Origin of the sequence: Clavibacter californiensis (assembly GCF_021952865.1) — a bacterium.
Classification (GTDB): Bacteria; Actinomycetota; Actinomycetes; order Actinomycetales; family Microbacteriaceae; genus Clavibacter; species Clavibacter californiensis.
Window position 1 is genome coordinate 1509874 of sequence record NZ_CP040792.1, and the last position, 25147, is coordinate 1535020.

Consider the following 25147-nt stretch of genomic DNA (forward strand, 5'->3'; position numbering starts at 1 on the left):
CTGGGCGGCCCGGCTCTCGTCGGTGGTGCGTGGTGCGTGCGTCAGCTGGCGCGGCGGGCGCGTGCGGCGCGGCGCTTGAGGGCGCGACGCTCGTCCTCGCTGAGCCCGCCCCAGACGCCCGAGTCCTGGCCGGTCTCGAGGGCGTACTGCAGGCACATCTCGGTGACGGAGCAGCGGCCGCACACGGCCTTGGCCTTGTCGATCTGGTCGACGGCGGGTCCGGTGTTCCCCACGGGGAAGAACAGCTCGGGGTCCACAGTCAGGCAGGCTGCCTTGTCACGCCAGTCCATAGGGATGCTCCTCGGGTCGGTACTCGTTGCACGGCGGATCTGCCGCGGGATGGGGGTGGGGCGAGGCGTCCGGGAACCGCATCGGGACGGGCCACGTGGGCCCTCCTCGTGAGATGCTCAGCTTCGGGAGTTCGTCCCTTGTAAGCTCGGTTCCGGATCTGCTCACCACCCTGTGAACGAACTCGACCTCGAATATCGTCGCATAGAGCCAACGATCAATCAATAGCTTTGTATGGGAACGTGCTGTGACCGGAACCGGTGATGCCCTGGATCCTCGCGAGGACGCGGCTGCGCCCCGTCGATCTCCCGCCGTGGTCCTGCTGGTGGCGCTCGTCGCGCTCGAGGCGCTGGGCATGGCCGGCGTCACGGCCCTCCTCGTCGTCGATTTGCTCACCTCGACGCCGTCGTCCGTGGCCAGCGCCGTCGCGCTCATCGCCCTCGCCGCGCTCGCCGCCGTGTTCCTGGCCGCCGTCGTCCGCGGGATCCTCCGGGGTCGGAGCTGGGTGCGGCCGGCGGCTGTCACCTGGCAGGTGCTGCAGATCGCCGTCGGCGCGGGCAGCCTGCAGGGTGCCGACGCGCGTCAGGATCTCGGGTGGGGTCTCATCGTGCCGTCCGTGCTCGTGTTCGTGCTGCTGTTCACGAGGTCCGTGCTCCTCGCCACGCGCCGACGCGACTGAGTCGACGCGTCCCGCCGCGGCGCCCGCGCGTCAGGCGTCGACGCCGAGCTTCTTCCGCAGCGACGCGACGTGCCCCGTCGCCTTGACGTTGTACAGCGGGAGGGCGACGCGTCCCTCGCCGTCCACGACGACCGTGGAGCGGATCACGCCCGTGACCTTCTTGCCGTACAGCGACTTCTCCCCGTACGCGGCGTAGGCGCGGTGGACCTCGAGGTCGGGGTCCGACAGGAGGGTGAAGCCGAGGCCCTGCTCTTCGCGGAACCGGGCGAGGTCCTCCTGGGGGTCCTTCGAGATGCCGAGCACGCGGTAGCCGGCGCCCTGCAGGGAGTCCATGCTGTCGCGGAAGTCGCACGCCTGCGTGGTGCACCCGGGGGTCCCTGCCGCGGGATAGAAGTACACGATGACGTCCTGGCCGCGGAGGTCCGAGAGGGTGACGGGCGATCCGTCCTGGTCGGGGAGGGTGAAGTCGGGGGCGGGCTGCCCCTTCTCGAGGCGGGTGGTCTCGGTCATGGGGGAGCCTCTCGTTCGCGGGTGTCGACGTCCATGCTAGGGCCGGGCGGTCGTGGTTCGACCAGGCGCTCCACGGGCCGATTCGCGTCCGCCGCGCACGTGGTGCTAGTGTCATCTCTCGGTCCGGTACCCCGCACGACAGGGTCCTCACCTGCACCTCTAGCTCAATTGGCAGAGCAACTGACTCTTAATCAGTGGGTTCTCGGTTCAAGTCCGAGGGGGTGCACCACACGCTCCGCGTCGGAGCAGCTCGACACCTGGCCACGTGCATCACGCGCGTCCGTGGGCGCGGGAGAACCGTGAGAGAATACCGGTCGGACCATCACCGCGGACGCCCCTAGCGGAGCACCGCGGCGGCCGGTGATCTCGGTGCACCGGCCACGCATCACGGTCACGCCCACGGCGTGCTCCGAGGCGCGGGACGTCGGCGCCCACGCGGCTGTGCATGCGCGTGCGCGACATCTCCGGCACACATCTCGAGGTATCGAAGGACAGCACTGCATGATTTTCGAAGTAGGGGAGACCGTCGTGTACCCCCACCACGGCGCCGCCACGATCACCGCGGTCAAGACCCGCACCATCAAGGGGGTCGACAAGAAGTACATCACCCTCCAGATCCACCAGAGCGAGCTGGTCATCGACGTGCCCGTCGACAACGCCGAGCTCGTCGGGCTGCGCGACGTCATCGACAGCTCCGGCGTGGAGGCCGTGTTCGACGTGCTCCGCGGCGACGTCGAGGAGGAGGCGGGCAACTGGTCTCGCCGCTTCAAGGCCAACACCGAGAAGATGGGCTCCGGCGACGTGCGGCGCGTCAGCGAGGTCGTCCGCGACCTCTGGCGCCGCGATCAGGACTCCGGCGTCTCGGCCGGCGAGAAGCGCATGCTCGCGAAGGCCCGCCAGATCCTCGTCTCGGAGCTCGCGCTCGCGCAGAAGTCCACCGACGAGGAGGCGTCCGTCGTCCTCGACGGCGTCCTGGCGCAGAGCATCTCCGCCTGACCCCTCCCGCCGCGCTCCGCGGGGCGCAGCATCGCCGACGGGCGGTCCCTCGACGACGGGGGGCCGCCCGTCTGCGCGTCCGGGCGCCCGTCGATCCGCGTGCCGACCGGCGTAGGGTCCGAGCATGCGCGATCACCCGGAACGACCCGACCACGACGGCCCCCTCGAGCAGAACCCCCTCCAGCCCGCGCGCGGCGGGCTCCGCATCTGGATCTACGTGATCGCCGCGGTCATCGTCATCGCCGTCATCGCGTTCGCGCTGGTGCGCCTGGCGACCGCCGGGCAGAACACGCCGGGTCCCTCGTCCCTGGGCGCCGTCCTCCACCTGGCCGAGGCGGCGCGCGCGCTGATCTGAGCCGGCTCCGTCCGCTGCCGGCAGCAGACGGGCGTCCGCCGCCGCCTCCTCCCCGCGCCGGCGTCGCATCCATCACCCACCGTCCGCTCGGCGGCTGCACGACAGCAGTCCCGCTCGTGTAGCCATGGCCGCGGGACGGGGGCGCGATGGGTGACAGGAGGCGGCGGAGCGGACGCGGGAGGGGAGCTCCCGGGCAGCCTGTGCTCGCGCGGCTCGTGCAGCTCGTGCGGCTCGCGCCGCTCGTGCGGGGCAGAAGACAGGCCGTGCGCGTTCTCCTCGCGACCGCGGCTGTCCTCGTCGTGCTCGTCGCGGTGCTCGTGGGGGCGCGCGAGGCGGCCCTCGGACCCGACTCGGGCGGCGGGCATCTCAGCGCGGAGGTCCCTGACGGCGCCGTGGTGGGCGCGCTCGCCCACGCGGGGCTCGTGCGGGACGGCCGCATCGACGTGGCGTCCGTGCGCCAGATGGCCGATGCCGTCCAGGCGGACGGGCGCGGGCGGCACCCGCGCTACGACCGCGACGCCTTCGGCCCGGCCTGGGCGGACACAGACGGGAACGGCTGCGACCAGCGCGACGACGTGCTCGTCCGGGATCTCGTCCGCGTCGCGTTCGCGCCGTCCGACCCGGGTTGCACGGTGGTCGCCGGGCACCTCGACGACGTCTACACGGGGCACGGCATCGACTTCGCGCGCGGTCCGCGCACGAGCGCAGCCGTGCAGATCGACCACCTCGTGCCGCTGTCCTGGGCGTGGCAGCACGGGGCGTGGTCGTGGCCAGACGAGCGACGCGAGCGCCTCGCCACCGACTTCGACGAGCTGCAGGCGGTGGACGGCCCCACCAACCAGGACAAGTCGGATCAGGGGCCGGGGACGTGGCTGCCGCCGGACGCGGCCTACCGGTGCCTCTACGTCACCCGCTTCGCGTTCGTCGTGAGCAGGTACGGGATGTCGATCGACGACGCGGACAGGGACGCCATCGACCGCGTCCTCGGCGCCTGCTCGTGAGGGGCCCCGACCGGACGGCGTCGGTGCGCGCGCGTACGCTCGGCTCGACGCGGCCGGGCGTCGGCGCGGGCACGTGGCCCGGGCCGGGCGAACCCGAGGGGATCCGGATGTGGAGCAAGCAGAGCGGCGACGCCACCGGCGCGATCAGCCCGGTGCCGGAGCATCCGCATGCCCACCCCGTGCGGGGCGCCTGGCTCGTCCGCGTGGGCGACGGACCGGCCCTCGGCTGGGTGCTGCGCCATCGGGACGACCTCGCGGCGCCGTACACCTACGAGGTCTACGCCTGCGGCCTGGGCGCCGACGGGCTGCGGGTGTGGGTCCAGCGGCGGGACAGCCTGAACGCCGCGGTCGCGTGGATCATGCAGCACGACGCCGAGCTGCTGGCGTTCGGGCGGCGGCTGCGGCCGGATCCCGCGCAGCCCGTCACGCGGTCGGACGAGGACGCCGCCGCCCCCGAGGCGGGGGACGGCGGCGTCGGGTCGGTCTGAGGGCCGCCGGTCAGCGCTTCCGCTGGTCGGCCGCGTCGCGCCCGGTCACGGGGAACGGGCCGGTGATGCCCTCGCGCACGCGCGCGATCTCGAGGATCCGGTCGCGCTGCAGGTACCAGCCCACGACCAGCAGCGGGATGATGATCACCAGCGACGCGACCGTGAGCGTGCCGATGGGCCAGTCGATCACCATCAGCACGAGCACGCTGACGAGGAACGCGAGCGTGAGCCACGAGGTGACGGGCGCGCCCGGGAGCCGGAACGTGGGCTCCTTCGCCTTGCCCTGCTTCGCCCAGGTGCGCAGGCGCATCTGGCACAGGATGATGGTCGCCCAGCCGGCCACGATGCCGAGCGCCGCGACGTTGAGGACGATCTCGAAGGCCTTGTCGGGGACGACCGCGTTGAGGCCCACGCCGAGGAGCGTGATGGAGCCGGTGAGGAGGATCCCGCCGAAGGGCACGCCGCCCTTCGACATGACGGTCGTGAACTTCGGTGCCGACCCGTTCATGCCCATGGAGTGGAGCACGCGGCCCGTGCTGTAGAGGCCCGCGTTGAGGCTCGACATGGCGGCCGTGAGCACGACGAAGTTCATGACGGATCCGGCGATGGCGCCGACCTCGGGCGACCCGAGGCTGGAGAAGAACGTGACGAACGGGCTCTGGTCGGCGCTGTACGCCGTGTAGGGCAGCAGGAGCGAGAGCAGCACGATGGATCCGACGTAGAAGATCGCGATGCGGAAGACGACGGAGTTGATGGCGCGGGGGATGACCTTCTCCACGTCCTGCGTCTCGCCGCTCGCCGTGCCGACGAGCTCGATGGCGGCGTAGGCGAAGACGACGCCCTGCACGACGAGGACGACCGGCACGAGGCCCTGCGGGAAGACGCCGCCGTTCTGCTGGAGGACGGTCCACCCGGTCTGCACCTCGGCGCCGCCGACGGTGACGGGGAAGCTCCAGGCGAGCCAGACGATGCCCACGATGAGGAAGACCACGAGCGCGGCGACCTTGACCAGCGCGAACCAGAACTCCATCTCGCCGAAGACCTTGACGGCGACGAGGTTGAGCGCCAGGACGATGGCGAGCGCGATGAGGGCGAGCAGCCACTGCGGGGCCGCGGTGAACGCCGACCAGTAGTGCATGTAGAGCGCCACGGCGGTCACGTCGACGATCGCGGTGGTCGCCCAGTTGAGGAAGTACATCCAGCCGGCGGCGTAGGCGAACTTCTCGCCGTAGAACTCGCGGGCGTAGGAGATGAAGGAGCCGGAGCTCGGGCGGTGCAGCACCAGCTCGCCGAGGGCGCGGAGGATGAAGAAGGCGAAGACGCCGCAGATGAGGAAGACGATCGCGAGGGCGGGGCCCGCCGAGGCCAGCCGGCCGCCGGCTCCGAGGAAGAGACCGGTGCCGATCGCGCCGCCGATGGCGATCATCTGGAGCTGGCGGGGTTTCAACCCGTGCTGGTAGCCCTCCTGCTCGTGGCTGAAGTCCTGCGCCACGAAGTCCGGATCGGGCGTGACGGTGCTGCGGTCGCTCTCGCTTCGTGTCATCCGAATACGGTAGTGCTCCGGGGCATTCGCCCTGACACCCGCGTCGATCGACTTCCGTGGGGCAGATCACCTGTGATAGGCGCCGAGGAGGCCCGCATGGCCCGCACGCACAGTCCCGCACGACGGATCCGAGGGTGGGCACCCGTCATCGCGGTGGCGGGGGCGCTCGCGCTCGCCGGGTGCACGACGGGATCCGGGCAGCCCGCCCCGCAGACCACGGCGCCCGACGCGGGAGCGTCCGCGGATGCGGGAGCGGGGGCGGCGCCCGACGGCACCGCGAGCCCCGAGCCGACCGTGACGCGCGCGCCCGGCCCGCCGACCGAGGACGAGCTGGCCACGTGCTCGACGCTCGCGCAGGTGCTGCCCGACTCCACCAAGCTCGTGCAGGCGCTCGGCGACGGGAAGGCGGTGGATCCGACCCTCCTCGAGCGCGTCAAGCAGGGCGACGCCGCGCTCGCCGGCATGGCGCCGGAGAACATGAAGCCGCTCGTCGCGTCCTTCTCGACGATCGTCGACGAGCTGGAGGCGCTGCGCTCGGGCGCCGACACGGACGGGGCGTCGCTCGACACCGGTCAGTACCTCCGCGCGACGAGCGCGTTCCTCGACTACTGCCTCGACGACGTCGGCTACGTGCCGCAGACCGCGGCTCCGACGCCGGCGCCCTGAGCCGCGCGCGTCGCACCCGCGGCGCCCCGCGTCATGTGCGGCGCGCGACCGCCTCGTCCGCCTCGATGTCCTCGCGCGCGTCCTCGCGGCGGTCGCGGCCGTCGCCGTCGTGCGTGACGAGCAGGTGCGGCGTGCGGTGGATCCGGTACGAGACGCGCAGGTGCCGGTGCAGCACGAGCCACGCGATGGCGATGAGGGCGGCGACGATGCCGCTGGCCGCGCCCACCATGACGGCGGCGCGCGGGCCCCACGTGTTCGCGACCCAGCCGACGATCGGCGCGCCGAGCGGGGTGCCGCCGACGAAGATCGCCATGTAGACGGCCATCACGCGGCCCCGCATGCGCGGCTCGACCGTGAGCTGCACGGTGCTGTTGGCGCTCGTCATGAGGGTCTGCGAGACGACGCCCACAAGCACCAGGGCCAGCGCGAAGAGCAGGTACGTCGGAGCGATCGCGGCCAGGCCGGTCGCGATGCCGAAGAGCGCGGCGCCCACGAACACCAGGCGGATGCGGGGCCGCTCGCGGCGGGCCGAGAGCAGGGCGCCCGCGACGGATCCCACGGCGAGGCTCGAGGAGAGCAGCCCGAACTCGGTCGCGCCCTTGCCGAACTCGACGCTCGCCATGGTGGAGGTGAAGATCGGGAAGTTGTAGCCGAACGCGCCGACGAGGAAGACGATCACGAGGATCACCATGATGTCGGGACGGCCGCCGATGTATCGGAAGCCCTCGCGCAGCTGCCCGCGGGACCGGGCGACGCGCTCGGGGCGGCGGAGCTCGCCGACGCGGAGGCGCGTGAGCGCGAACAGCACGGCGATGAAGCTCACGGCGTTGATGAGGAACACCCAGCCGGTGCCGACGCCCGCGATGAGCACGCCCGCGACGGCGGGGCCGATCATGCGCGCCGCGCTGAACGACGCCGAGTTGAGCGCGACGGCGTTCGAGAGGTCGTCGTCGGAGACCAGCTCGGAGACGAAGGACTGCCGGGCGGGCGCGTCGAGCGCGGACGCGATGCCGAGCAGGAGCGCGAAGAGGTAGACGTGCCAGAGCTCCGCGCGGCCGGAGAGCACGATGAGGCCGAGCCCGAGACCGAGGATCGCCATGCTGCCCTGCGTGATCATGAGGACGCGCCGCTTGTCGTACCGGTCGGCGATGAGGCCGGCGTAGGGGGAGAGCAGGAGCATCGGGCCGAACTGCAGCGCCATGACGATGCCGACCGCGGTCGCGTCGTAGCGGGTGAGCTCGGTGAGGACGATCCAGTCCTGCGCGGTGCGCTGCATCCACGTGCCGACGTTGGAGACGAGCGCCCCCGCGAACCAGATGCGGTAGTTCGGGGCCCGGAGGCTGCGGAAGACGGCGCTCATGACGCGGCCATGCGGCCGAGGAGTGCGGCGGCCTCACCGAGCGTGGCGCGCTCGGCGGCCGTCAGCTCGTCGAGGCGGAGGGAGAGCCAGGCGTTGCGCTGCCGGCGGGTCTCCTGCACGACCCGGCGGCCGGCGTCGGTGATGGTGACCGTGACGCGCCGGCCGTCGTCCGGCGCGGGCGAGCGCTCGGCGTATCCCGACTCCACGAGGCAGTTGACCGTGCGGTTCATGCTCGGGGCGGTGACGCGCTCGAGCTCGGCGAGGCGGCCGGGGCTCGTCGGCCCGTCGCGGAGGAGCAGGGCGAGCACGACGAACTGGCTGTCGCTCAGCTCGTGGTCGGCCTTCTCGGCCCGCAGGCGGCGGGCGAGGCGCATGACGCCGGCGCGCAGGCTCTGGCTGAGGTCGGGGGAGTCGGGCATGTTCTTAGGCTAGCTCATTAGTCCTGCTAATGACTCGTCGCAGCGTGACGGGATCCTGCGAGGGCGCCGTGGACGGACACGCGCCGGGGCGCCGGCCGCCCGGCCGGGCAGGATGGGAGGACACCGCCGGCCGCGATGAACCCGCGATGACGCGGGCACCGGCCGAGCGACCAGAGGAGACACGGACATGACCCATCACGACGGCACGGCCGACGCGCACGACGACGACGCGAAGCTCGGCGGCGACGGCACGATCCCCGCTGGTGCGACCGGCGTCGCCGCCGGCCACGACGGCGGGAACGACCACTTCGAGCCCGAGGAGGACACGCCGCACCACACGGACGAGGACGGCGACGGCGCCGACGCCTAGCCCGGTCGACCCGGCGCCTGCGGCCCGCGCGGGCACCGGGTCGTCCGCTCCACGGGCGACGAAGCAGCCGGGCGCGTCCCTGCGTCCGCGTAGCCTGGATCCCCGTGGACACCGCGACCAACCCCCTCGACGGCACGCGCATCGCCTACAGGACCTTCGACGCCCGGCCGGCTGATGCCCGGCCTGGGGGCGACGATCCCCGCGAGCCGGCGCGCGCACCCGTCGTGCTCGTGCACGGCACCGCCCTCTCGCAGGCGATCTGGCGCGGCTTCGGCTGGGTGCGGGCGCTGTCCCCGACGCGGCCCGTGATCACGCTGGACCTCCGCGGCCACGGTCGCAGCGGCACCCCGCACGACCCCGCGGCCTACGCGATGGACCTCATGGTCGCGGACGTCGTGGCCGTGCTCGACGCGGTCGGCGCGTCCGTCGTGCACCACGTGGGCTACAGCCTCGGCGCGCGGGTCGGCTTCTCGCTGGCCGCCGCGCATCCCGACCGCCTTCTCTCGACGTCGAGCCTCGGCGGATCCCCGCGCAGCGGCGTCGGCGTCTTCGACCGCGTGTTCTTCCCCGGCTGCATCGACACACTGGAGGCGGGCGGCATGCCGGGCTTCCTCGAGGCGTGGGAGCAGCACAGCGGGCATCCGGTGGACTCCGCGACGCGCGGGGCGTTCCTCGCGGACGACGCGCGGGCGCTCGCCGCCTACATGCGCGAGTCGGAGCGGGACGCGGGCGTGCCCGACCAGGTCGTCGCCGGATCCGCGGTGCCGCTGCTGCTCGTCGCGGGCACGCGGGATCCCGAGCGGCTCCGCGCCGCGCACCACGTGAAGGCGCTCCGGCCGGACGCGCCGCTCGTGGAGCTCGCGGGGGCGACGCACGCGGACACCCCGCGGCACCCGGACGCGCTGCCGGCCGTGGCCGCCTTCATCGACGCGCTCTGACGGCCGACCCGGCCGACCCGGCCGACCCGGGCGGCCCGTGCGGCCCGCCCGGCGTGCGCGCGCCGGATCAGGCCGAGGCCGCCGACCCGCCGCGCGCCGCGTGCGCGTGCGCGAGCGCGGCGTTGCCGTCCTGGTGAGCGCGGTCGAGGTCGTCCGGGTGCGCGGCGGCCGCGGCTTCCAGCGCATCCGCCGCTCGGACGAGCGCGAGGTGCGACAGCGCCTGCGGCACGTTGCCCGCCTGGCGCTCCCCGACCGGGTCGTACTCCTCCGAGAGGAGTCCGACGTCGTTGCAGAGGGCGACGAGCCGGTCCATCAGCGCTCGGCCGTCGGCCTGGCGGCCGGACCGGGCGTACTGCTCGACCAGCCAGAAGGAGCAGGCGAGGAACGGGTACTCGCCCGCGGGCAGCCCGTCGACGCCCGCGCTGGTGTCGTAGCGCAGCAGGAAGCCCTCGTGCATCAGCGTCCGCTCCATCTGCTCCACGGTGGCGAGCATGCGCGGGTCGTCGTAGGCGCAGAAGCCGGCCTGGGCGAGGATCAGGAGCGAGGCGTCCACGGCGGTCGTGCCGTAGTGCTGGCGGAAGGCGCCGGTCTCGGGATCCACGCCCCTGTCGAGGATCTCGTCGCGCACCCGGTCGCGCAGGTCCTTCCACTGCTCCACCGGGCCGTCGAGCCCGTGCCCCTCGACGCCCTGCACCGCGCAGTCGAGGGCCGCCCAGATCATCGCCCGCGAGTGGGTGAAGTGCTGCTCGGCGCCGCGGATCTCCCAGATGCCGCTGTCCTGCCGCTCCCAGTTCTCCTCCACGAAGCCGATGAGCGCACGCTGCAGCGGCCAGGAGAACTCCGTCTCGCCGACGCCCGCGTCGCGCGCAGCCTGGAGCGCGAGCATCACCTCGCCGATCACGTCGGCCTGGTACTGCTCGAACGCGCCGTTGCCGACGCGCACCGGGCCGGAGCCCTGGTAGCCGGGCAGGCTCTGGAGGTCGCGCTCGGGGAGGTACCGCTCGCCGCTCAGGCCGTACATGATCTGCACGTCGCCCGGATCCCCGGCGATGGCGCGCAGCAGCCACGTGCGCCACTCGTCGGCCTCGCTCTCGAAGCCGTGCGCGAGGAGGACCTCGAGGGTGAGCGACGCGTCGCGGAGCCACACGTAGCGGTAGTCCCAGTTGCGGGATCCGCCGAACTGCTCGGGGAGGCTCGTGGTCGCCGCCGCGACGATGCCGCCCGTGTCCTCGTGCGTGAGCGCGCGGAGCACGAGCAGCGACCGGCGGACCGCGGCCTGGTGCGGGCCGGAGTGCTCGATGGAGCTGGCCCACGACTCCCACCACTCGGTCGTGTGCTCGAGGGCGGCGTCGACGTCGAAGGCGGGCGGCTCGCTGCGGTGGGAGGGGTACCAGGTGAGGGCCGAGTCGACCGTCTCGCCCGCGGAGACGTCGAAGCCGACGCCGTGGTGGTGGTTCGTGGCCGTGAGCTCGGGGCCGCGCACGACGACGGCGTCGGGGCCGGCCACGGCGACGAGGCGCGGGTCGTCGCCGTCGAGCTTGCGGATCCACGGCAGCGCGGTCGCGTAGCCGAAGCGCAGGCGCAGGTCGCCCTGCATCCGCACGGTGCCGCTGATCCCGCGCACGCGCCGCACGACGTCCGCCCGGCGGTCGCCCATGGACATGAAGTCGGTGACCTCGACGGCGCCCTCGGGCGTCTCCCACCTGGTCCAGAGCACGAAGGTGTTGCCGAGGTAGGTGCGCTGGGAGACGGTGGCGTCGGGCGAGGCGGGCGCGAGCTTCCACGCGCCGTGCTCCTCCGTGCCGAGGAGCGCGCCGAACATGGACGCGGAGTCGAAGCGGGGGAGGCACAGCCAGTCGATGGATCCGTCGCGGGCGACCAGCGCTCCCGTGTGGCAGTCCCCGATGAGTGCGTAGTCCTCGATGCGCATGGCCATGCGCAATGCTCCCACGGGTCGCCTGCGTTCCCGCACGCGCCGCGTAGCCTGGCCACATGCCCGCGACCTCCACGCTCCTCGTCCTCGGCGCCAGCGGCGACCTCTCCGCGCGCCTCCTCCTCCCCGGCCTCGGCGAGCTCCTCGCCCACCGCCCCGACCTCGACCTCCAGCTGGTGGGTGCGGGCACGGAGGACTGGGACGACGATCGGTGGCTCGAGGTCGTCAGGACCTCGTTCGCCTCGCTCGGCGCGGAGGGCCCCGCGGTCGACCGCGTGCTCGCCGGCACGACCTACCACGCCGCCGACGTCACCTCCCAGGCCGACCTCGAGCGCCTCTTCGCGGCCTGCGACGCGGCGCCCGCCGTCTACTTCGCGCTGCCGCCGGCCGTCACCGAGAGGGCGTGCGAGGCCATGACCGGCATGACGCTGCCCGAGGGCACGTCGCTGTCGCTCGAGAAGCCGTTCGGCACCGACCTCGCGAGCGCGCAGGCGCTCAACCGCCTGCTCGCCACGCTCGTGCCGGAGGAGCGCACGCATCGGGTGGACCACTTCCTGGGCCGCTCGACCGTGCGGAACCTCCTCGGCCTGCGCTTCGCGAACCGGCTGCTCGAGCCCGTGTGGAACGCGCAGCACATCGCGAGCGTCGAGATCGTCTACGACGAGCAGCTCGCCCTCGAGGGCCGCGCCCGCTACTACGACGGCGCGGGCGCTCTGGCCGACATGATCCAGAGCCACCTGCTGCAGGTGATGGCCGTCTTCGCGATGGAGGCGCCCGCCACCACCGACGCGCGGGACGTCCGCGATCAGAAGGCGCTCGTGCTCCGCGCGACGCGGCCATGGGGCGGCGACCCGGTGGCGTCGTCGCGTCGCGCACGCTACTCGGCCGGCGACGTCGAGGGGCGCCAGCTCCCGGCCTACGCCGACGAGGCGGGCGTGGATCCCGGCCGCGGCACCGAGACGCTCGCCGAGATGACCGTCGAGATCGCCAACTGGCGCTGGGCGGGCGTGCCCTTCCGGCTGCGCTCCGGAAAGGCGCTCAAGGACCACCGCCGCGAGATCGTCGTGACCTTCCAGCCCGCGCCGCACGTGCCCACCGGGCTGCGCGGCCCGCACGAGCCCGACCGCATCCGAATCCTCATCGCCCCCGATGAGCTGCACCTGGAGCTCAACGTCAACGGCCCGGCCGACCCGGACGTCATCGACCGCGCCGAGCTGGTCACGGCATTCGACCCGGGCGACCTGCCGCCGTACGGCCAGGTCATCGACGGGATCATCTCGGACGACGAGGCGCTCTCGGTGCGCGGCGACACGGCCGAGGAGTGCTGGCGCATCGTCGAGCCGGTCATCGCGGCGTGGCGCGCGGGCGAGGTGCCGCTAGAGGAGTACCCGGCCGGATCCGCGGGACCGTGGGACGGTCCGCAGGTGGCGCCGAAGGGCTGACGCACCCGGTTCGCTCGGTCGTCGTGGGCGGCTAGGCGCGGAGCATGGAGCGGAGCGCCGCGGGGACGCGGCGCGGGTCGCCGGCGAGCTCGGCGAGGGAGCCGTCGAGCGGATCCTCGTCGAAGACCGCGAGCTCGCGCGCGACCGCGTCCTGCCGGTCGGCGGCCTCGCGCTCGGACGTGTCGCCCCCGTCGGATCCCGTGGCCCGCGCGTCCTCGAGCGGGAGGGCGGCCGCGGCGGGGGAGGCCCCGAGCGCGAGCGCCACGTCGCGGGCGATGTGCGCCGTCATCAGCTCGTCGAAGAAGCCGGCCGTCGTGTCGGGCGTGCGGCGGACGAGCGCCCACGCGCCGTCGGGGCCGAAGTGGTGCGCGAGCGCGGCCTGCACGATGAGGGTCAGCGGGCGGAGGTCCGGCTCGCGGTCGGCGTCGGGCGCATCGGATCCGTCGGCGATCGCCGCGGTGGCGGACGGCTCGTCGGGCACGGCCTTGTGCGCGGGCACGTGCGTCGGCCGCACGGGGCCGCCGTGGAGCCGGGCGGCGATCGCGGCCAGCTCGCCGGTGGCGGTCGAGACCGCGGGCGCGGGCGGTGCGGCGACGGGTCCCCGTCCGCCGGACCTCGGGTCGGACGCGGAGGCCGCGGCGGGCGCGGCCTCGGTCGGGACGGACTTGCCTCTGCGCCACCGGAACATGATCCACGGCCTCCCCGATCGCACCGCCGCGATCACGCTCATCATCGTGGGCGACACGCCCGGGCTCACCCGCGACACGCCGGTGTTCCCGCGGTGGGGGCGCGGGGTCCGCGCCCGGTGCGCCCCTCGACGCGCGGCCGGCGGGGCGCGGAGCGCCTGCGAGACTGGACGCCCGGGACAGCGCGGTCCGCCCGACCCCCTGGAGGATCCGTGGACCTGCCCGCCCTGCTCGCCGTGCCCGCCGTCGCCGTGACCGTCACGCTGCTCGCCGCCGTGGCCGCCGCCCTGCTCGTCACCGCCGTCGTCGCCGTCGTCGTGCGCGTCGTCGCTCGGCGCCGGGAGTGGGCGGCTCAGCTCGTCATCCGCGCCCGCCGCCCCTTCCGCGTGCTGCTCGTGGTGGTCGCCGTCTGGATCGCGCTCCGTGCCTCGGTCGCGCCGGGGGAGGTGCGCGACGGCCTCGACCACCTGCTGCACGTGACCACGATCGTCGCGGCCGCCTGGCTGGTGTGCGCGCTCGCGATCTTCTTCGAGGACCTCGGCCTCAGCCGCTACCGCGTGGACGTCGCCGACAACCGGATCGCGCGCCGGGTGCGCACGCAGGTGCTCATCATCCGGCGGCTCACGGTGGTGGCGATCGTGGTCGTCGCGATCGGCGCGATCCTGCTGACCTTCCCGGGCGCCCGGGCCGCGGGCGCCAGCGTCCTCGCCTCCGCGGGGCTCGTGTCGATCGTCGCGGGCCTCGCCGCGCAGTCGACGCTCGCCAACGTGTTCGCCGGGATGCAGCTCGCCTTCAGCGACGCCATCCGGGTGGACGACGTCGTGATCGTCGAGACGGAGTGGGGCCGCGTGGAGGAGATCACGCTGACCTACGTGGTCGTCCACATCTGGGACGACCGGCGGATGGTGCTGCCGTCGACCTACTTCACGACCACGCCGTTCCAGAACTGGACCCGCACCAAGTCGGAGCTCCTCGGTGCTGTGGAGCTCGACCTCGACTGGCGCGCGACGCCCGCCAGCATGCGCGAGGAGCTCGACCGGGTGCTCGCGACGACCGACCTCTGGGACGGCCGCGTCTCCGTGCTGCAGGTGACGGACGCGATCGGCGGCTACGTGCGGATCCGCGTGCTCGTCTCCGCCGTCGACGCGCCCACCCTGTTCGACCTGCGCTGCCTCGTGCGCGAGCGCCTCGTCGCGTTCCTGCACGAGCACAGCCCGCAGTCGCTGCCGCGGACGCGCGTCCAGATGGTGGATCCGCACGAGCACGGCGACGCGCCCCGAGCGGGACGGCGCGCGGGCGGGGCCGAGCCGATGGGCCTGTTCTCGGGGACGGCGCAGGGCGACTCGCGCGCCAGCCAGTTCACCGGGCCGATCTCCACCGTGCCGGACGCCGAGCGCATCGACCTCGAGGTCGACGGCGACAGGTGGCGCACGCACGACTGAGGCCCGCGAGCACCCGCGGGCACATGAGGACGCGCACGCCCGGGTGGACGTGCGCGTCGCGCAGCGGAGCGGCTAGTTGCCGATCTGCCCGTCGCGAGAGTCCTCGATGACGGTGCCGATGGCGATGGCCACGGTGATGCCCCAGCTGAGCCACATGAGGCCGAGCTTCCAGTCGCGCGGACCCCGACGGGTCGTCTGGAGCGTGCTCCAGCCGCCGACGAGGGCGCTGAGGACGCTGCCGTTCAGGATGTACTTGCGCATGACACCTCCCAGTGTGCTTCCACGGTACCGGGATCCGCCGGCCGCGTCCGCCGCCCGGCCGCCGGGTCCCGGCCGCCGTCCCCTTTCCGCAGGCGGTGCGGACTCCCTGCGGGCGATGAGTACAGTGATCGCGGATCAGACAGGAGGCGCCCGTGCGCACAGCCCTCATCGGGGTGGTGCTCCTCGTCGTCGGCGCCGTCGCCGTGGCCACCGGAGCCCTCCCGCTCGACGACCTCGGCGTCCTCTACGAGCGGGTCTGGCCGATCCTCCTCTTCGTGGTCGCCATCACGGTGGTCACCGAGCTGGCCAGCGAGGCGGGGCTCTTCACCTGGATCGCCGAGCGCGCCGCGGGACTCGGGCGCGGACGCACGTGGGCCCTCTGGCTCGCCACCGTCGTGCTCGCGTGCCTCTGCACGATCTTCCTGTCGCTCGACACGACCGCCGTGCTCCTCACGCCCGTGGTCGTCGTGCTCGCCCGGCACTGCGGGCTGCCGCCGCTCCCGTTCGCGCTCACGACGGTGTGGCTCGCGAACACCGCGTCGCTCCTGCTGCCCGTCTCCAACCTGACGAACCTGCTCGCGGAGCACGAGCTCGGCGGCCTCGGCCCCGTCGGGTTCGCGGCGCTCACGGTCGCGCCGGCGCTCGTGGCCATCGCGATGCCCGTGCTCGCGATCCTCGTCATCCACCGCAAGGACCTCTTCACGCGGTACGAGGTCGGGGCGCCCACCGCGCCGACCGACCGCGTGCTGCTCGTGGGCAGCGCCGTGGTGGTGGGGCTGCTCGTTCCGGCGCTCGTCTCGGGCGTCGAGGTCTGGATCCCCGCGCTCGCCGCGGCCGTCGTGCTCGCGATCCTCACGGCCGTCCGCCGCCCGCGCGTGCTCCGGCTCGGGCTCCTGCCCTGGCAGCTCGTGGTGTTCGCGTCGGGCCTGTTCATCGTGATGGAGGCCGCGCAGTCGCTCGGCCTCACCGCCGTGATGGCCGCGATCTCGGGTCAGGGCCAGGACGCGGGAGCGCTCTTCCGGCTGGCGGGCGTCGCGACGCTGAGCGCCAACGCCGTGGACAACCTGCCGGCGTACCTCGCGCTGGAGCCCGTCGCGGGATCCCCGGAGCGCCTCGTCGCGATCCTCGTGGGCGTCAACGCGGGCCCGCTCATCACGCCGTGGGCCTCGCTCGCCACCCTGCTCTGGCACGAGCGCCTCGTGAGCATGGGGGTCCACATCAAGTGGTCGCGCTACGTGCTGCTGGGGCTCGTGGTCGCGCCCCTCACGGTCGGCCTCGCGATGCTCGCCTTCGTCCTCACGCGCTGATCGCCCGCCCGCGCCTGGCAGACGACTGGAAGTCTGACCGATCGTGCAGGGACTGACCGATCGGTCGACATAAGCTCTCCGCGTGACCCGATCCCCCCGCGCCTCCGCCGGCGACGAGCTCCGCACCATCGCCGCGGCGCGCTTCGCCCGCGACGGGTTCCAGGCGACCTCGCTCCAGCAGATCGCGGACGAGGCGGGCTACTCGAAGTCGAGCGTGCTCTACCACTTCGCCTCCAAGGAGGCGCTCCTCGACGCCCTCCTCGAGCCGACCATCGACGCGCTCGCCGAGGTCATCGTCCGCGCCGACTCCATCCGCGGGGACGAGGACGCCAGGCGCCAGTTCGTCGAGCGCTTCATCGACTTCCTCCTGCTGCACCGGCACGAGGTGGCGCTGTTCATCACGCAGGGCCGCTCGCTCGGGCATCTCGCCGTCATCGAGCGGGCCAACGACCTCGTGCGCGCGCTCGGCGAGACAGCCGGTGCGCTCGACAGCACGCTCGACCAGCTGCGCTTCGGCGTGGCGCTCGGCGGCGCGGCGTACATCCTCGCCGCGAGCGACGACTGGTCCACCAACGAACCGCTGCCCGACGACGAGATCAGGGCTGCTCTCGTCGTGGTCGTGGGGGAGCTCCTCGCCCCCCTCGGCACCCGCTCCGCCTGATCCCGCTCCGCCCCCGCACGTCCCCACGCGCACGTCCCACGCAAGGAGAGCCACCCGCCCATGGCCACGCTTCTGTACCGGCTCGGCCGGATCTCGTTCCTCCACCCGTGGCGCGTCGTCGCCGCGTGGATCCTCGTCCTCGGCATCCTGCTGGGCGGCGGCCTCGCCCTCGGCGGGAAGACCCAGGAGTCGTTCTCGATCCCGGGCACCGAGTCGCAGGAGGCCATCGACCGGCTCGCGGCCGTGTTCCCGCAGGCCGCGGGCGCGAGCGCGCAGATCGTGACCGAGGCACCGGCCGGCGCGAAGGTCACCGACGACGGCCCGAAGGCCGCCATCGAGGCCACCGCGACGGCGGCGGGCGAGGTGCAGGGCGTCGCGACGGCGCTGTCCCCGTTCTCCGAGTACGCGACCGACGCCGTCTCGGACGACGGCACCGTGGCGATCACGACCGTGCAGTTCTCCGGACAGAGCGACCAGGTGACGACCGCGACGCTCGACGCGCTGAAGGAGTCCGCGCAGGCGGCGGAGGACGCGGGGCTGACGGTCTCGTTCGGCGGCCAGGTGTTCCAGGACGTGCACTACGGCGTCACGGTCACCGAGGCGTTCGGCGTGCTGTTCGCGGGCCTCGTGCTCGTGCTCACGTTCGGGTCGATGCTCGCGGCCGGCCTGCCGCTCATCGGCGCGCTCGTCGGCGTCGCGGCCTCCGCCGGCGCGCTCATGGCCGCCTCGAGGTTCGTCACGGTGTCGAGCGCGTCGCCGCTGCTCGCCGTCATGATCGGCCTCGCGGTCGGGATCGACTACGCCCTCTTCATCCTCATGCGGCACCGCACGCAGCTCGCGAACGGCATGCCCGTCGAGCGCTCGGCGGCGACCGCGGTGGCCACCGCGGGAAGCGCCGTGATCTTCGCGGGCGTGACGGTGATCATCGCGCTGCTCGGGCTCCTCGTGGTGCAGATCCCGTTCCTCACGGTGATGGGGCTCGGCGCGGCGTTCGCGGTGCTGCTCGCGATGGGCGTCGCGACGACGCTGCTGCCCGCGATGCTCGGATTCGCGGGGGAGCGGCTCCGGCCGAAGGAGGGCTCGCGGGCCGCGCGCCGCGCGAAGGCGCAGGCCGAGGGGACGCAGCGCACGCTCGGGGCGCGCTGGGTGGCGATCGTCACGAAGGTGCCGATCATCCCCGTCGTGATCGTGGTCGGCATCGCCGGCCTCCTCGCCGTGCCCGCGTCGCAGCTGCAGCTGGGGCTGCCGAGCGGGGCGACCCAGCCCGCCGGATCCACCAGCCGCGTCGCGTACGACACCGTCTCCGACGCCTTCGGCCCCGGCCACAACGGCCCGCTCGTCGTGCTCGTCGACATCACGCAGACCACCGACCCGGTCGGGGTGCTCGGGAAGATCGGCGACGAGATCCGCGGGCTCGACGACGTGGCCTTCGTCGGCACGGGCACGCCGAACCCGTCGGTCGACACCGCGATCATCCAGGTCGTGCCGGACAGCCCGCCCGAGTCGGCGGAGACCACGGCGCTCATGCAGTCGATCCGCGACCTCGCGCCCGGCCTGCACGACCGCTACGACACGCGCGTCTCCGTCACGGGCACCACGGCCGTGCAGAACGACATCTCGCAGCGGCTCGACCAGGCGCTCGTGCCGTTCGGGATCGTGGTGGTGGGGCTGTCGATCCTCCTGCTGATGATCGTGTTCCGCTCGATCTTCGTGCCGGTGAAGGCCGCGATCGGCTTCCTGCTGAGCGTCGTCGTGTCGTTCGGCACCGTGGTGCTGATCTTCCAGCAGGGACACTTCGCGGACGCGCTCGGCGTGACGCCCGGCCCGATCCTCAGCTTCATGCCGATCCTGCTCATGGCGATCCTGTTCGGCCTCGCCATGGACTACGAGGTGTTCCTCGTCTCCGGCATGCGGGAGGACTTCGTGCACCACGGTGACGCGAGGCGCGCGATCGTCACGGGCTTCTCGGGCGCCGCGCGGGTCGTCACGGCGGCCGCGCTCATCATGTTCTTCGTCTTCGCGGCGTTCGTGCCGGAGGGCGCGGGCGTCATCAAGACCATCGCGCTCGGCCTCGCGGTCGGCATCTTCTTCGACGCGTTCCTCGTGCGCATGACCCTCGTGCCCGCCGCCATGGCGCTGCTCGGCAAGCGGGCGTGGTGGATCCCGCGCTGGCTCGACCGCATCCTGCCGGACGTCGACATCGAGGGCGAGGGCCTCCGCGAGCACCAGGACGACGTCGACTGGGCGCACGCGTCGGGTGCCGCCGTCGCGGCCGAGCGGCTCGTCGTGGGCGTGCCGGGGCGCAGGCTCCAGCCCGTCGACCTGAGCGCACCCGCCGGATCCCTCGTGCTCGTCGAGGGCGCGGTGGCCGACCGGCGCCTCCTCGGCGCCACGCTGGGCGCCCGGCTCGCTCCGCTGTCCGGTCGCGCGCACGTCGCCGGCCATCCGCTCGCCTCCGAGGCGGGCCGCGTGCTCACGAGCGTCGCGATGGCCGACCTCGGACGGGTCGACCGGGTCGACTCCGGCGTCACCGTGGGCGACCTGCTGGCCGAGCGCATCGACCTGTCCGAGCCGATGGGACGCCGCCGCGGCGCCCGGTCGCGCCGGGCCGAGTGGCTGGACCGGATCGACCAGGCGGCCGACGCCGCTGGTGCCCGACGCATCGGCGCGGACGATCCCGTGGGATCGCTCCTGCCGCTCGAGCGCGCCATCGCCCTGACGGCCGTCGCCGCCGCGGGCCGCGCGCCCGTGCTCGTCCTCGACGTGGTGGATCCCTTCCCGGACGCTGCCGCGGAGCGCGCGTTCCTCGCCGCCCTGCCCGCGCTCGTCCACGAGAGCACGACCGTCCTGCTGGGCGCGCCGTGGTTCCCGGACGAGCACGGGATCCCCGGCAGGCCCACCGTGCGCCTCCGCCTCGCCGCCGGCGACGCGCCCGCTCCCGGCGCCGACGCGCGCCCCGACATCGACCAGCCCGTCACGACCGGCAAGGAGACCCGCCGATGACCACCCGCTCCGCACGCAGACGGCTCGCCGTCGCCCTCGTCGCGATCGTGCCCCTCGCGGTCGCCGGCCTCTTCATCGGCTCGCTCTCGGACGTCGCGAAGGGCGTCGAGCGGGTGCCCGCCGCCATCGTCAACCAGGACGAGATCGTGCAGCAGAAGGCCCAGGACGGCACCGAGTCGCCCGTGCTCGCCGGCCGCCTGCTGGTGACGCAGCTGACCAGCGACGACAACCAGGCATTCGACTGGACCATCACCAACGCCGACGAGGCACAGCGGATGCTCGACGACGGCGAGGTCTACGCGGTGCTCACGGTGCCGAAGGACTTCTCCGCCTCGATCGTGTCGCTGTCGACGGACGCCCCGAAGCGCGCCGAGATCAGCGTGAAGACGGACGACGCGCACGGCTACCTGACGGGCGCGGCCACCCAGGCCGTCGGCGTGGGCATGACGAGCGTGTTCGGCAACGCCATCACCTCGCAGTACGTCTCCGGCATCTACACGACCTTCGGCAGCCTCAAGGGGTCGCTCACCGACGCGGGGGCGGGGGCCGACAAGCTCGCCGACGGGGCCACGCAGCTCTCCGCGGGGGCGACGACGCTCGGCGACGGCATCACGCAGCTCGGCGACGGCGTCGGCCGGTCCCAGCAGGGCGCGTCGAAGCTCGCGGACGGCCTCGGCACGTACACGGGCGGCGTATCGCAGCTCTCCTCCGGGCTCGACCGGCTGCAGACCGGGGCCGCCGGCCTCTCGCAGGTCTCCGACGGCGTCGGGCAGTACGCGGGCGGGGCCGGCCAGATCGCGGCGCAGGTGGCCGGGATCCGGCAGCAGCTCGCCGCGAACCCGCAGAGCGCGCCCATCGCGGCGCAGCTCGCGCCGCTCGAGCAGGGGCTCGACCAGTACGCGGCGCAGGGGCAGGCACTCGCGACGCAGGCGGCGGCCGGGATCCAGGGCGTGCAGCAGGGCATCGGCCAGAGCGCGTCCGGCGCGTCCCAGCTCGCGGCCAACGGCGGCGCGCTCGTCTCCGGCGCGCGGCAGCTCAGCGACGGCCTCGGCCAGCTGCGCACCGGCACGACGTCCGCGGCGACGGGCGCGGGCGACCTCGCCACGGGTGCCGACGGGCTGGCGTCCGGCGCGACCGAGCTCGGCACCGGGCTCACCCAGGGCGCGGAGCAGATCCCGTCCCTCGACGCCGACCAGGCGTCGTCCGCCTCGGGCGTCGTCGCGGATCCCGTCGGCCTCACGGTCGAGCGCGAGAACGAGATCGGCAGCCCGGGCGACGCGATCGCCGCGATCTTCGTGCCGATCGGCCTCTGGCTCGGCGCGTTCGCGACCTTCCTCGTGCTGCGCCCGGCCGCTCGACGCCTCCTCGCGTCCTCTGCCGCGACCGGCCGCGTGATGGGGCGCGTGCTCGCGCGCGCCGCCCTCATCGCGCTCGCCCAGGTGGTGCTGCTCGTCGCGCTCGTGCACGCCGCGCTCGGGCTGTCGCTCGCGCTGCTGCCCGCGACGCTCGGGTTCGCGGCCGTCACGGCGGCGGCCTTCACGGCGATCCACTACCTGCTCCGGCAGGCGTTCGGGCGCGCGGGGCTCGTCGTGTCGCTGATCCTGCTGGCCATCCAGGCCGCGGCGATGGGCGGGGTGATCCCGCTGCAGCTCGTGGCCGCGCCGTTCCAGGCGATCAGCCCGTTCCTGCCGCTCACCTACGCGGCGTCGGGTATGCAGGCGATCATCGCGGGCGGGGCCCCGGGCGTCGCGTGGGGCTCGGCGGGCGTGCTCGCGGTGTTCCTGCTGCTGAGCCTCGCGGTGTCGTACCTCGTGACGCGGCGCTCGCGCCGGGCGAAGAGCCTCGGGCTCGTGCCCGGGACGGCGCCTTCCTCGGTCGCCGTCGCGGTGTGACGATGCGCCCCGGCGGCCGCGCCGTGTCGGCCGGTCGCCGGGGGATCCGTGCACAGCGCGTCCGATGCGCGACACGGAGCCCGTATCGTTCTGAGAATCATTCTCAGAAAGCGGGCACCATGCGCATCCCCTCCCTCCTCGCCGCCGGCGTCGCCGCCCTCGGCCTCCTCGCGGGCTCGCTCGCGGCACCCGTCCCGGCAGCGGAGGCGGCCCCGCGCGCCCGTTGGCTGCTCGTGGCCGACCCCACCGCGCACGCCGTCTTCGTCGCGGACGCCTCGACCGGGCGCATCACGGGCGCGCTGCCCGGCGCCGTCCTCGGCACGCATGCGGGCGTGATCCAGATGGGCCACGGCCGGGTGGCCTTCGTCGACGAGGCCGGGCCGCGGCTCGACGTGGTCGACATCGGCTCGTCGGGCGTCCCGCGCATCGCCTCGTCCACGCCGATCCCCGCGGTCGCCGGCGCATGGACGCGGGCCGGATGGATCTCGGACGACCCCGGGCACCGCTTCGTCGCGGTCGGCTCCGACATCGACGGATCCACCACGCAGCAGGTCACGGTCGTCGACACCCGCAGGCAGCTGGCGCGCACCGCGAAGATCAGCACGAGCGAGGTGACCCTCGCCACGACGGGGGAGCGCGGCACCGAGGAGATGGAGACGTTCCTCGTCGGGTCGCCCCTGCGGCTCGTCGTGACCGCGGGCGGGCGCCTCGACTCCTACGACGTGTCGGCGATCCTCGGCGGCGACGCGAACCCGGCGCCCGTGGCCACGACCCCGTTCGGCGCGTACCCGCACGGCCCGGTCGCGGATGCGCGCGGAACGGTGATCGGCTCGACGCTGCACGACGGGATCGAGACGGTGCCGCTCACCCGCGGCGGCTTCGGCGCGTCCGTCTCCCGGGCCTACCCCGAGCCCGCCGTGCAGAGCTACCGCCCGCGCATGGCGCCCGACGGCGAGACGGCCGTGGGCACGCAGACCGGCACCGGGCCGGGCACGCCCACGCTGCTGACGTCGTCGTCGATGCGCGGCGCCGGCGTGGCGAGCGTCGCGCTCGGCTCCGGCGCGTCGACGCGCGCGGTCGTGACCCCCGGCTACGCGGCCGCGGTCGTGACGGCCGGCGGCGTGGACACGCTGTCCCTCGTCGCCCGCGGACGCGCCGGCCTGTACGACGGCGCGGTCACGTCGGTGCGGCTGCCGGGGCTCGGGCAGGTGCAGGGCGCCGGATCCGCCGCGCGGTTCCTCGCCGCGTCCGACGACGGCTCCGAGCTGTTCCTGTCCCGCGCGGGCACGGGATCCGTCCTCGAGATCGACGTCGCAGGCACCACGGCGACGGTGCGCGGCACGATCGCCGTCCCGTCCGCGCTCGCGGACGGCGGCTACCTCGCCACGGTGGATCCGCACCAGCGTCCCCACGACCTCAGCGGGCGCTGACCGCGGGATCCCGCCCGCGCACGACGAGGGCCGCCCGGATGCCCGGGCGGCCCTCGTCGTGCGTCGGACCCGCCGCTACAGCGCGAGCGCGATGCGCCCGCTGAACACGCGGGTCACGGGCGGCGCGGCCAGCACCTCGCCGAGGCGCGCGGCGCCCTCCGGCGTGGCGCGCCATGCGACGTACGCGTCGTGGTCGGCGGTGGACGCCCACTGCTCCACGACGACCATGCGGGCGGGGTCGGCGTCGTCGACGAGGACCTCCAGGCCCTCGTTGCCCGCGAAGGCGCGCGTGGCCTGCAGGGTCTCGGCGAGGACGTCGGCGACGTCGGCCAGGCGGCTCTCGTCGACCTGGATCTCGAGGTGCACGGTGGTGCTCATGGTGTCTCCGGTCCCGACGTCGGGCGGGCGTGGCCCGGCGCGACGTCCATCATGTGCGGGGACGTTCCCCTGCTCCATCCAACCGCGCGCGGCTGGACGGCAGTCCCGCCCGGCGTGCGCGGGCGTGTCGGGGAGGGCGGCAGACGCGGGCGCCCGATCGGGACGCCCGGCGGATCACCGGTCGCGACGGAGCGCGGTGCGGAGCCGCTGGTACCCGGACACCGCGCGCGGCGCGACGGGCGTCTTCTCGGGTGCGATGTCGAGCCGGAGCTGCCGCTGCGCGAACTCGCGCGTCTCGACGAGCATGGCCATGCGCTGCTCCTCGGTCTTGGCCTTGCGGGCGTTGACCTCGGCGACGACGCCGCCCTGCCAGCCCTGCTCGGCGAGCCAGCGGAGCGTCTCGGCGACGGGCTGCGTGCCGCGGCCCGGGAGGAGGTGCTCGTCGAAGATGCGGCCGTCGTCCTGCGAGCCGGATCCGTCGCAGAGGTGCACGTGGCGCAGGCGCGGGCCGAGGGCCTTGGCCATCTCGAGCGCGTCCTGGCCGGAGAGCGAGGCGTGGGAGAAGTCGAGCGTGGTGGCGTCGCAGTCCATGACGGTGGGATCCCAGCCCGGCGCGTACGCCTTCATGCTGCGGCCGGCGACCTGCCACGGGAACATGTTCTCGACCGCGATCTCGACGCCGGTCTCCGTCTGGATGGACCGGACGATGTCGAGGAACGACTCGGCGTAGCCGGCCTGCCAGCGGAACGGCGGGTGCACCACGACGGCGGGCGCGCCGACAGCGCGGGCGAGCTCGGCGGACCGCTCCAGCTTCACCTTCGGGTCCCGGCCCCACACGAAGTGCGTGAGCAGCAGCACGGGGGCGTGGATCGACAGGATCGGCAGGCCGTGCTTCTCCGACATGGCGCGCAGGGCGTCGGCGTCCTGGGTGACCGCGTCGTTCGTCACCATGATCTCGACGCCGTCGAAGCCGGCGCGCTTGGCCATCACGAAGGCGTTCTCGACGGGCTGGGGGTACACGCAGGTGGTGCTCATGCCTACTCGGATCACGTCGGCGACCCTACCCGCCGCCCCTGTGCCCCGGGGGTACGCGGACGGT

At 73.7% G+C, this 25147-nt stretch carries 25 protein-coding genes and 1 tRNA gene; 16 read left to right on the forward strand and 10 right to left on the reverse strand.

Annotated features, from left to right (window positions below; translation table 11 throughout):
• Positions 1 to 41 precede the first annotated feature (41 nt).
• Entirely contained in the window at positions 42 to 290 is a 249-nt protein-coding gene (locus FGD68_RS07380) for a WhiB family transcriptional regulator (protein WP_012037746.1), read from the reverse strand.
• A gap of 245 nt (positions 291 to 535) precedes the next feature.
• Between FGD68_RS07380 and FGD68_RS07385 the strand changes: the two genes are divergently transcribed.
• The gene (locus FGD68_RS07385) at positions 536 to 967 is read left to right on the forward strand and encodes a hypothetical protein (protein WP_119372552.1); all 432 of its coding nucleotides are present in this window, start codon (positions 536 to 538) and stop codon (positions 965 to 967) included.
• Positions 968 to 997: 30 nt separating this feature from the next.
• Here FGD68_RS07385 and bcp read toward each other — a convergent pair whose 3' ends face one another.
• Positions 998 to 1477 carry a thioredoxin-dependent thiol peroxidase gene (gene bcp / locus FGD68_RS07390; RefSeq protein WP_104236028.1) on the reverse strand — a complete coding sequence of 160 codons (480 nt, stop codon included), beginning with the start codon at positions 1475 to 1477 and terminating at the stop codon, positions 998 to 1000.
• A 153-nt stretch (positions 1478 to 1630) separates the two neighbouring features.
• Between bcp and FGD68_RS07395 the strand changes: the two genes are divergently transcribed.
• The 5 genes from FGD68_RS07395 to FGD68_RS07415 all read left to right on the forward strand — a co-directional run bounded on the left by FGD68_RS07395 (position 1631) and on the right by FGD68_RS07415 (position 4317).
• Positions 1631 to 1706, forward strand: a tRNA-Lys gene (locus FGD68_RS07395).
• A 272-nt stretch (positions 1707 to 1978) separates the two neighbouring features.
• Positions 1979 to 2473 (forward strand): CarD family transcriptional regulator, encoded by a 495-nt coding sequence (locus tag FGD68_RS07400; RefSeq protein ID WP_012298114.1) that lies wholly within the window; start codon positions 1979 to 1981, stop codon positions 2471 to 2473.
• Between the two features lie 124 nt (positions 2474 to 2597).
• Positions 2598 to 2828 carry a hypothetical protein gene (locus FGD68_RS07405; RefSeq protein ID WP_104236029.1) on the forward strand — a complete coding sequence of 77 codons (231 nt, stop codon included), beginning with the start codon at positions 2598 to 2600 and terminating at the stop codon, positions 2826 to 2828.
• Positions 2829 to 2974: 146 nt separating this feature from the next.
• Positions 2975 to 3829: an HNH endonuclease family protein gene (locus FGD68_RS07410; RefSeq protein WP_119372551.1), complete on the forward strand. Its 855-nt coding sequence runs from the start codon at positions 2975 to 2977 to the stop codon at positions 3827 to 3829.
• 107 nt (positions 3830 to 3936) lie between these two features.
• Positions 3937 to 4317 (forward strand): hypothetical protein, encoded by a 381-nt coding sequence (locus FGD68_RS07415; RefSeq protein WP_104236123.1) that lies wholly within the window; start codon positions 3937 to 3939, stop codon positions 4315 to 4317.
• 10 nt (positions 4318 to 4327) lie between these two features.
• Here the strand turns inward: FGD68_RS07415 and FGD68_RS07420 are convergent, their stop codons facing one another.
• Positions 4328 to 5860: an amino acid permease gene (locus FGD68_RS07420; RefSeq protein ID WP_119372550.1), complete on the reverse strand. Its 1533-nt coding sequence runs from the start codon at positions 5858 to 5860 to the stop codon at positions 4328 to 4330.
• A gap of 96 nt (positions 5861 to 5956) precedes the next feature.
• Between FGD68_RS07420 and FGD68_RS07425 the strand changes: the two genes are divergently transcribed.
• Positions 5957 to 6526, forward strand: a complete 570-nt coding sequence (locus FGD68_RS07425) for a hypothetical protein (protein WP_119372549.1) — start codon at positions 5957 to 5959, stop codon at positions 6524 to 6526.
• A 31-nt stretch (positions 6527 to 6557) separates the two neighbouring features.
• Here FGD68_RS07425 and FGD68_RS07430 read toward each other — a convergent pair whose 3' ends face one another.
• Positions 6558 to 7886 (reverse strand): MFS transporter, encoded by a 1329-nt coding sequence (locus FGD68_RS07430; RefSeq protein ID WP_119373642.1) that lies wholly within the window; start codon positions 7884 to 7886, stop codon positions 6558 to 6560.
• Complete coding sequence (locus tag FGD68_RS07435) at positions 7883 to 8305, reverse strand: MarR family winged helix-turn-helix transcriptional regulator (protein ID WP_119373643.1); 423 nt, start codon at positions 8303 to 8305, stop codon at positions 7883 to 7885. Before FGD68_RS07435 ends, FGD68_RS07430 begins: the two co-directional genes overlap by 4 nt.
• A 187-nt stretch (positions 8306 to 8492) precedes the next feature.
• On the opposite strand from FGD68_RS07435, the gene FGD68_RS07440 reads away from it, so the two are divergent.
• Both FGD68_RS07440 and FGD68_RS07445 read left to right on the forward strand, forming a co-directional pair.
• Positions 8493 to 8675, forward strand: a complete 183-nt coding sequence (locus FGD68_RS07440; protein ID WP_119373644.1) for a hypothetical protein — start codon at positions 8493 to 8495, stop codon at positions 8673 to 8675.
• 104 nt (positions 8676 to 8779) lie between these two features.
• Entirely contained in the window at positions 8780 to 9613 is an 834-nt protein-coding gene (locus FGD68_RS07445) for an alpha/beta fold hydrolase (protein WP_237609977.1), read from the forward strand.
• A 67-nt stretch (positions 9614 to 9680) separates the two neighbouring features.
• Here the strand turns inward: FGD68_RS07445 and FGD68_RS07450 are convergent, their stop codons facing one another.
• Positions 9681 to 11549 carry a glycoside hydrolase family 15 protein gene (locus FGD68_RS07450; RefSeq protein ID WP_119373580.1) on the reverse strand — a complete coding sequence of 623 codons (1869 nt, stop codon included), beginning with the start codon at positions 11547 to 11549 and terminating at the stop codon, positions 9681 to 9683.
• Positions 11550 to 11605: 56 nt separating this feature from the next.
• Between FGD68_RS07450 and FGD68_RS07455 the strand changes: the two genes are divergently transcribed.
• Complete coding sequence (locus FGD68_RS07455) at positions 11606 to 12988, forward strand: glucose-6-phosphate dehydrogenase (protein ID WP_119373579.1); 1383 nt, start codon at positions 11606 to 11608, stop codon at positions 12986 to 12988.
• Between the two features lie 31 nt (positions 12989 to 13019).
• Here FGD68_RS07455 and FGD68_RS07460 read toward each other — a convergent pair whose 3' ends face one another.
• The gene (locus FGD68_RS07460; protein ID WP_237609978.1) at positions 13020 to 13676 is read right to left on the reverse strand and encodes a hypothetical protein; all 657 of its coding nucleotides are present in this window, start codon (positions 13674 to 13676) and stop codon (positions 13020 to 13022) included.
• Between the two features lie 210 nt (positions 13677 to 13886).
• On the opposite strand from FGD68_RS07460, the gene FGD68_RS07465 reads away from it, so the two are divergent.
• The gene (locus FGD68_RS07465; protein WP_182480923.1) at positions 13887 to 15116 is read left to right on the forward strand and encodes a mechanosensitive ion channel family protein; all 1230 of its coding nucleotides are present in this window, start codon (positions 13887 to 13889) and stop codon (positions 15114 to 15116) included.
• Between the two features lie 72 nt (positions 15117 to 15188).
• Here the strand turns inward: FGD68_RS07465 and FGD68_RS07470 are convergent, their stop codons facing one another.
• On the reverse strand, positions 15189 to 15377 hold the full coding sequence (locus FGD68_RS07470) for a hypothetical protein (RefSeq protein WP_045527086.1): 189 nt from the start codon (positions 15375 to 15377) through the stop codon (positions 15189 to 15191).
• Between the two features lie 152 nt (positions 15378 to 15529).
• Here FGD68_RS07470 and FGD68_RS07475 point away from each other — a divergent pair, with 152 nt between their 5' ends.
• From FGD68_RS07475 to FGD68_RS07495, 5 genes are all read left to right on the forward strand, one after another.
• The gene (locus tag FGD68_RS07475; protein ID WP_119373208.1) at positions 15530 to 16684 is read left to right on the forward strand and encodes an SLC13 family permease; all 1155 of its coding nucleotides are present in this window, start codon (positions 15530 to 15532) and stop codon (positions 16682 to 16684) included.
• A gap of 82 nt (positions 16685 to 16766) precedes the next feature.
• A complete protein-coding gene (locus tag FGD68_RS07480; RefSeq protein WP_119373209.1) occupies positions 16767 to 17345 on the forward strand; it encodes a TetR/AcrR family transcriptional regulator in 579 nt (192 codons plus the stop codon).
• A gap of 60 nt (positions 17346 to 17405) precedes the next feature.
• Positions 17406 to 20348, forward strand: a complete 2943-nt coding sequence (locus tag FGD68_RS07485; RefSeq protein ID WP_237609979.1) for an MMPL family transporter — start codon at positions 17406 to 17408, stop codon at positions 20346 to 20348.
• Positions 20345 to 22240, forward strand: a complete 1896-nt coding sequence (locus tag FGD68_RS07490; protein WP_237609980.1) for a YhgE/Pip domain-containing protein — start codon at positions 20345 to 20347, stop codon at positions 22238 to 22240. The genes FGD68_RS07485 and FGD68_RS07490 overlap by 4 nt, the downstream gene beginning before the upstream one ends.
• Before the next feature lie 119 nt (positions 22241 to 22359).
• Positions 22360 to 23670, forward strand: coding sequence for a hypothetical protein (locus FGD68_RS07495; protein WP_237609981.1), 1311 nt, complete (start codon positions 22360 to 22362; stop codon positions 23668 to 23670).
• A gap of 75 nt (positions 23671 to 23745) precedes the next feature.
• On the opposite strand, the gene FGD68_RS07500 is transcribed toward FGD68_RS07495, so the two are convergent.
• Complete coding sequence (locus tag FGD68_RS07500) at positions 23746 to 24048, reverse strand: putative quinol monooxygenase (protein ID WP_012037768.1); 303 nt, start codon at positions 24046 to 24048, stop codon at positions 23746 to 23748.
• Between the two features lie 174 nt (positions 24049 to 24222).
• Positions 24223 to 25098: a sugar phosphate isomerase/epimerase family protein gene (locus tag FGD68_RS07505; RefSeq protein ID WP_119373834.1), complete on the reverse strand. Its 876-nt coding sequence runs from the start codon at positions 25096 to 25098 to the stop codon at positions 24223 to 24225.
• Between the last annotated feature and the right edge of the window lie 49 nt (positions 25099 to 25147).

What these genes read in the sequence shown, in the direction of transcription:
- FGD68_RS07500 (WP_012037768.1), bottom strand. Translation starts at nt 24,048, where the DNA reads ATGAGCACCACCGTGCACCTCGAGATCCAGGTCGACGAGAGCCGCCTG.
- FGD68_RS07460 (WP_237609978.1), bottom strand. Translation starts at nt 13,676, where the DNA reads ATGTTCCGGTGGCGCAGAGGCAAGTCCGTCCCGACCGAGGCCGCGCCC.
- FGD68_RS07485 (WP_237609979.1), top strand. Translation starts at nt 17,406, where the DNA reads ATGGCCACGCTTCTGTACCGGCTCGGCCGGATCTCGTTCCTCCACCCG.
- FGD68_RS07420 (WP_119372550.1), bottom strand. Translation starts at nt 5,860, where the DNA reads ATGACACGAAGCGAGAGCGACCGCAGCACCGTCACGCCCGATCCGGAC.
- FGD68_RS07405 (WP_104236029.1), top strand. Translation starts at nt 2,598, where the DNA reads ATGCGCGATCACCCGGAACGACCCGACCACGACGGCCCCCTCGAGCAG.
- FGD68_RS07430 (WP_119373642.1), bottom strand. Translation starts at nt 7,886, where the DNA reads ATGAGCGCCGTCTTCCGCAGCCTCCGGGCCCCGAACTACCGCATCTGG.
- FGD68_RS07490 (WP_237609980.1), top strand. Translation starts at nt 20,345, where the DNA reads ATGACCACCCGCTCCGCACGCAGACGGCTCGCCGTCGCCCTCGTCGCG.
- FGD68_RS07415 (WP_104236123.1), top strand. Translation starts at nt 3,937, where the DNA reads ATGTGGAGCAAGCAGAGCGGCGACGCCACCGGCGCGATCAGCCCGGTG.
- FGD68_RS07495 (WP_237609981.1), top strand. Translation starts at nt 22,360, where the DNA reads ATGCGCATCCCCTCCCTCCTCGCCGCCGGCGTCGCCGCCCTCGGCCTC.
- FGD68_RS07380 (WP_012037746.1), bottom strand. Translation starts at nt 290, where the DNA reads ATGGACTGGCGTGACAAGGCAGCCTGCCTGACTGTGGACCCCGAGCTG.
- FGD68_RS07400 (WP_012298114.1), top strand. Translation starts at nt 1,979, where the DNA reads ATGATTTTCGAAGTAGGGGAGACCGTCGTGTACCCCCACCACGGCGCC.
- FGD68_RS07410 (WP_119372551.1), top strand. Translation starts at nt 2,975, where the DNA reads ATGGGTGACAGGAGGCGGCGGAGCGGACGCGGGAGGGGAGCTCCCGGG.
- FGD68_RS07425 (WP_119372549.1), top strand. Translation starts at nt 5,957, where the DNA reads ATGGCCCGCACGCACAGTCCCGCACGACGGATCCGAGGGTGGGCACCC.
- FGD68_RS07455 (WP_119373579.1), top strand. Translation starts at nt 11,606, where the DNA reads ATGCCCGCGACCTCCACGCTCCTCGTCCTCGGCGCCAGCGGCGACCTC.
- FGD68_RS07470 (WP_045527086.1), bottom strand. Translation starts at nt 15,377, where the DNA reads ATGCGCAAGTACATCCTGAACGGCAGCGTCCTCAGCGCCCTCGTCGGC.
- bcp (WP_104236028.1), bottom strand. Translation starts at nt 1,477, where the DNA reads ATGACCGAGACCACCCGCCTCGAGAAGGGGCAGCCCGCCCCCGACTTC.
- FGD68_RS07435 (WP_119373643.1), bottom strand. Translation starts at nt 8,305, where the DNA reads ATGCCCGACTCCCCCGACCTCAGCCAGAGCCTGCGCGCCGGCGTCATG.
- FGD68_RS07440 (WP_119373644.1), top strand. Translation starts at nt 8,493, where the DNA reads ATGACCCATCACGACGGCACGGCCGACGCGCACGACGACGACGCGAAG.
- FGD68_RS07450 (WP_119373580.1), bottom strand. Translation starts at nt 11,549, where the DNA reads ATGGCCATGCGCATCGAGGACTACGCACTCATCGGGGACTGCCACACG.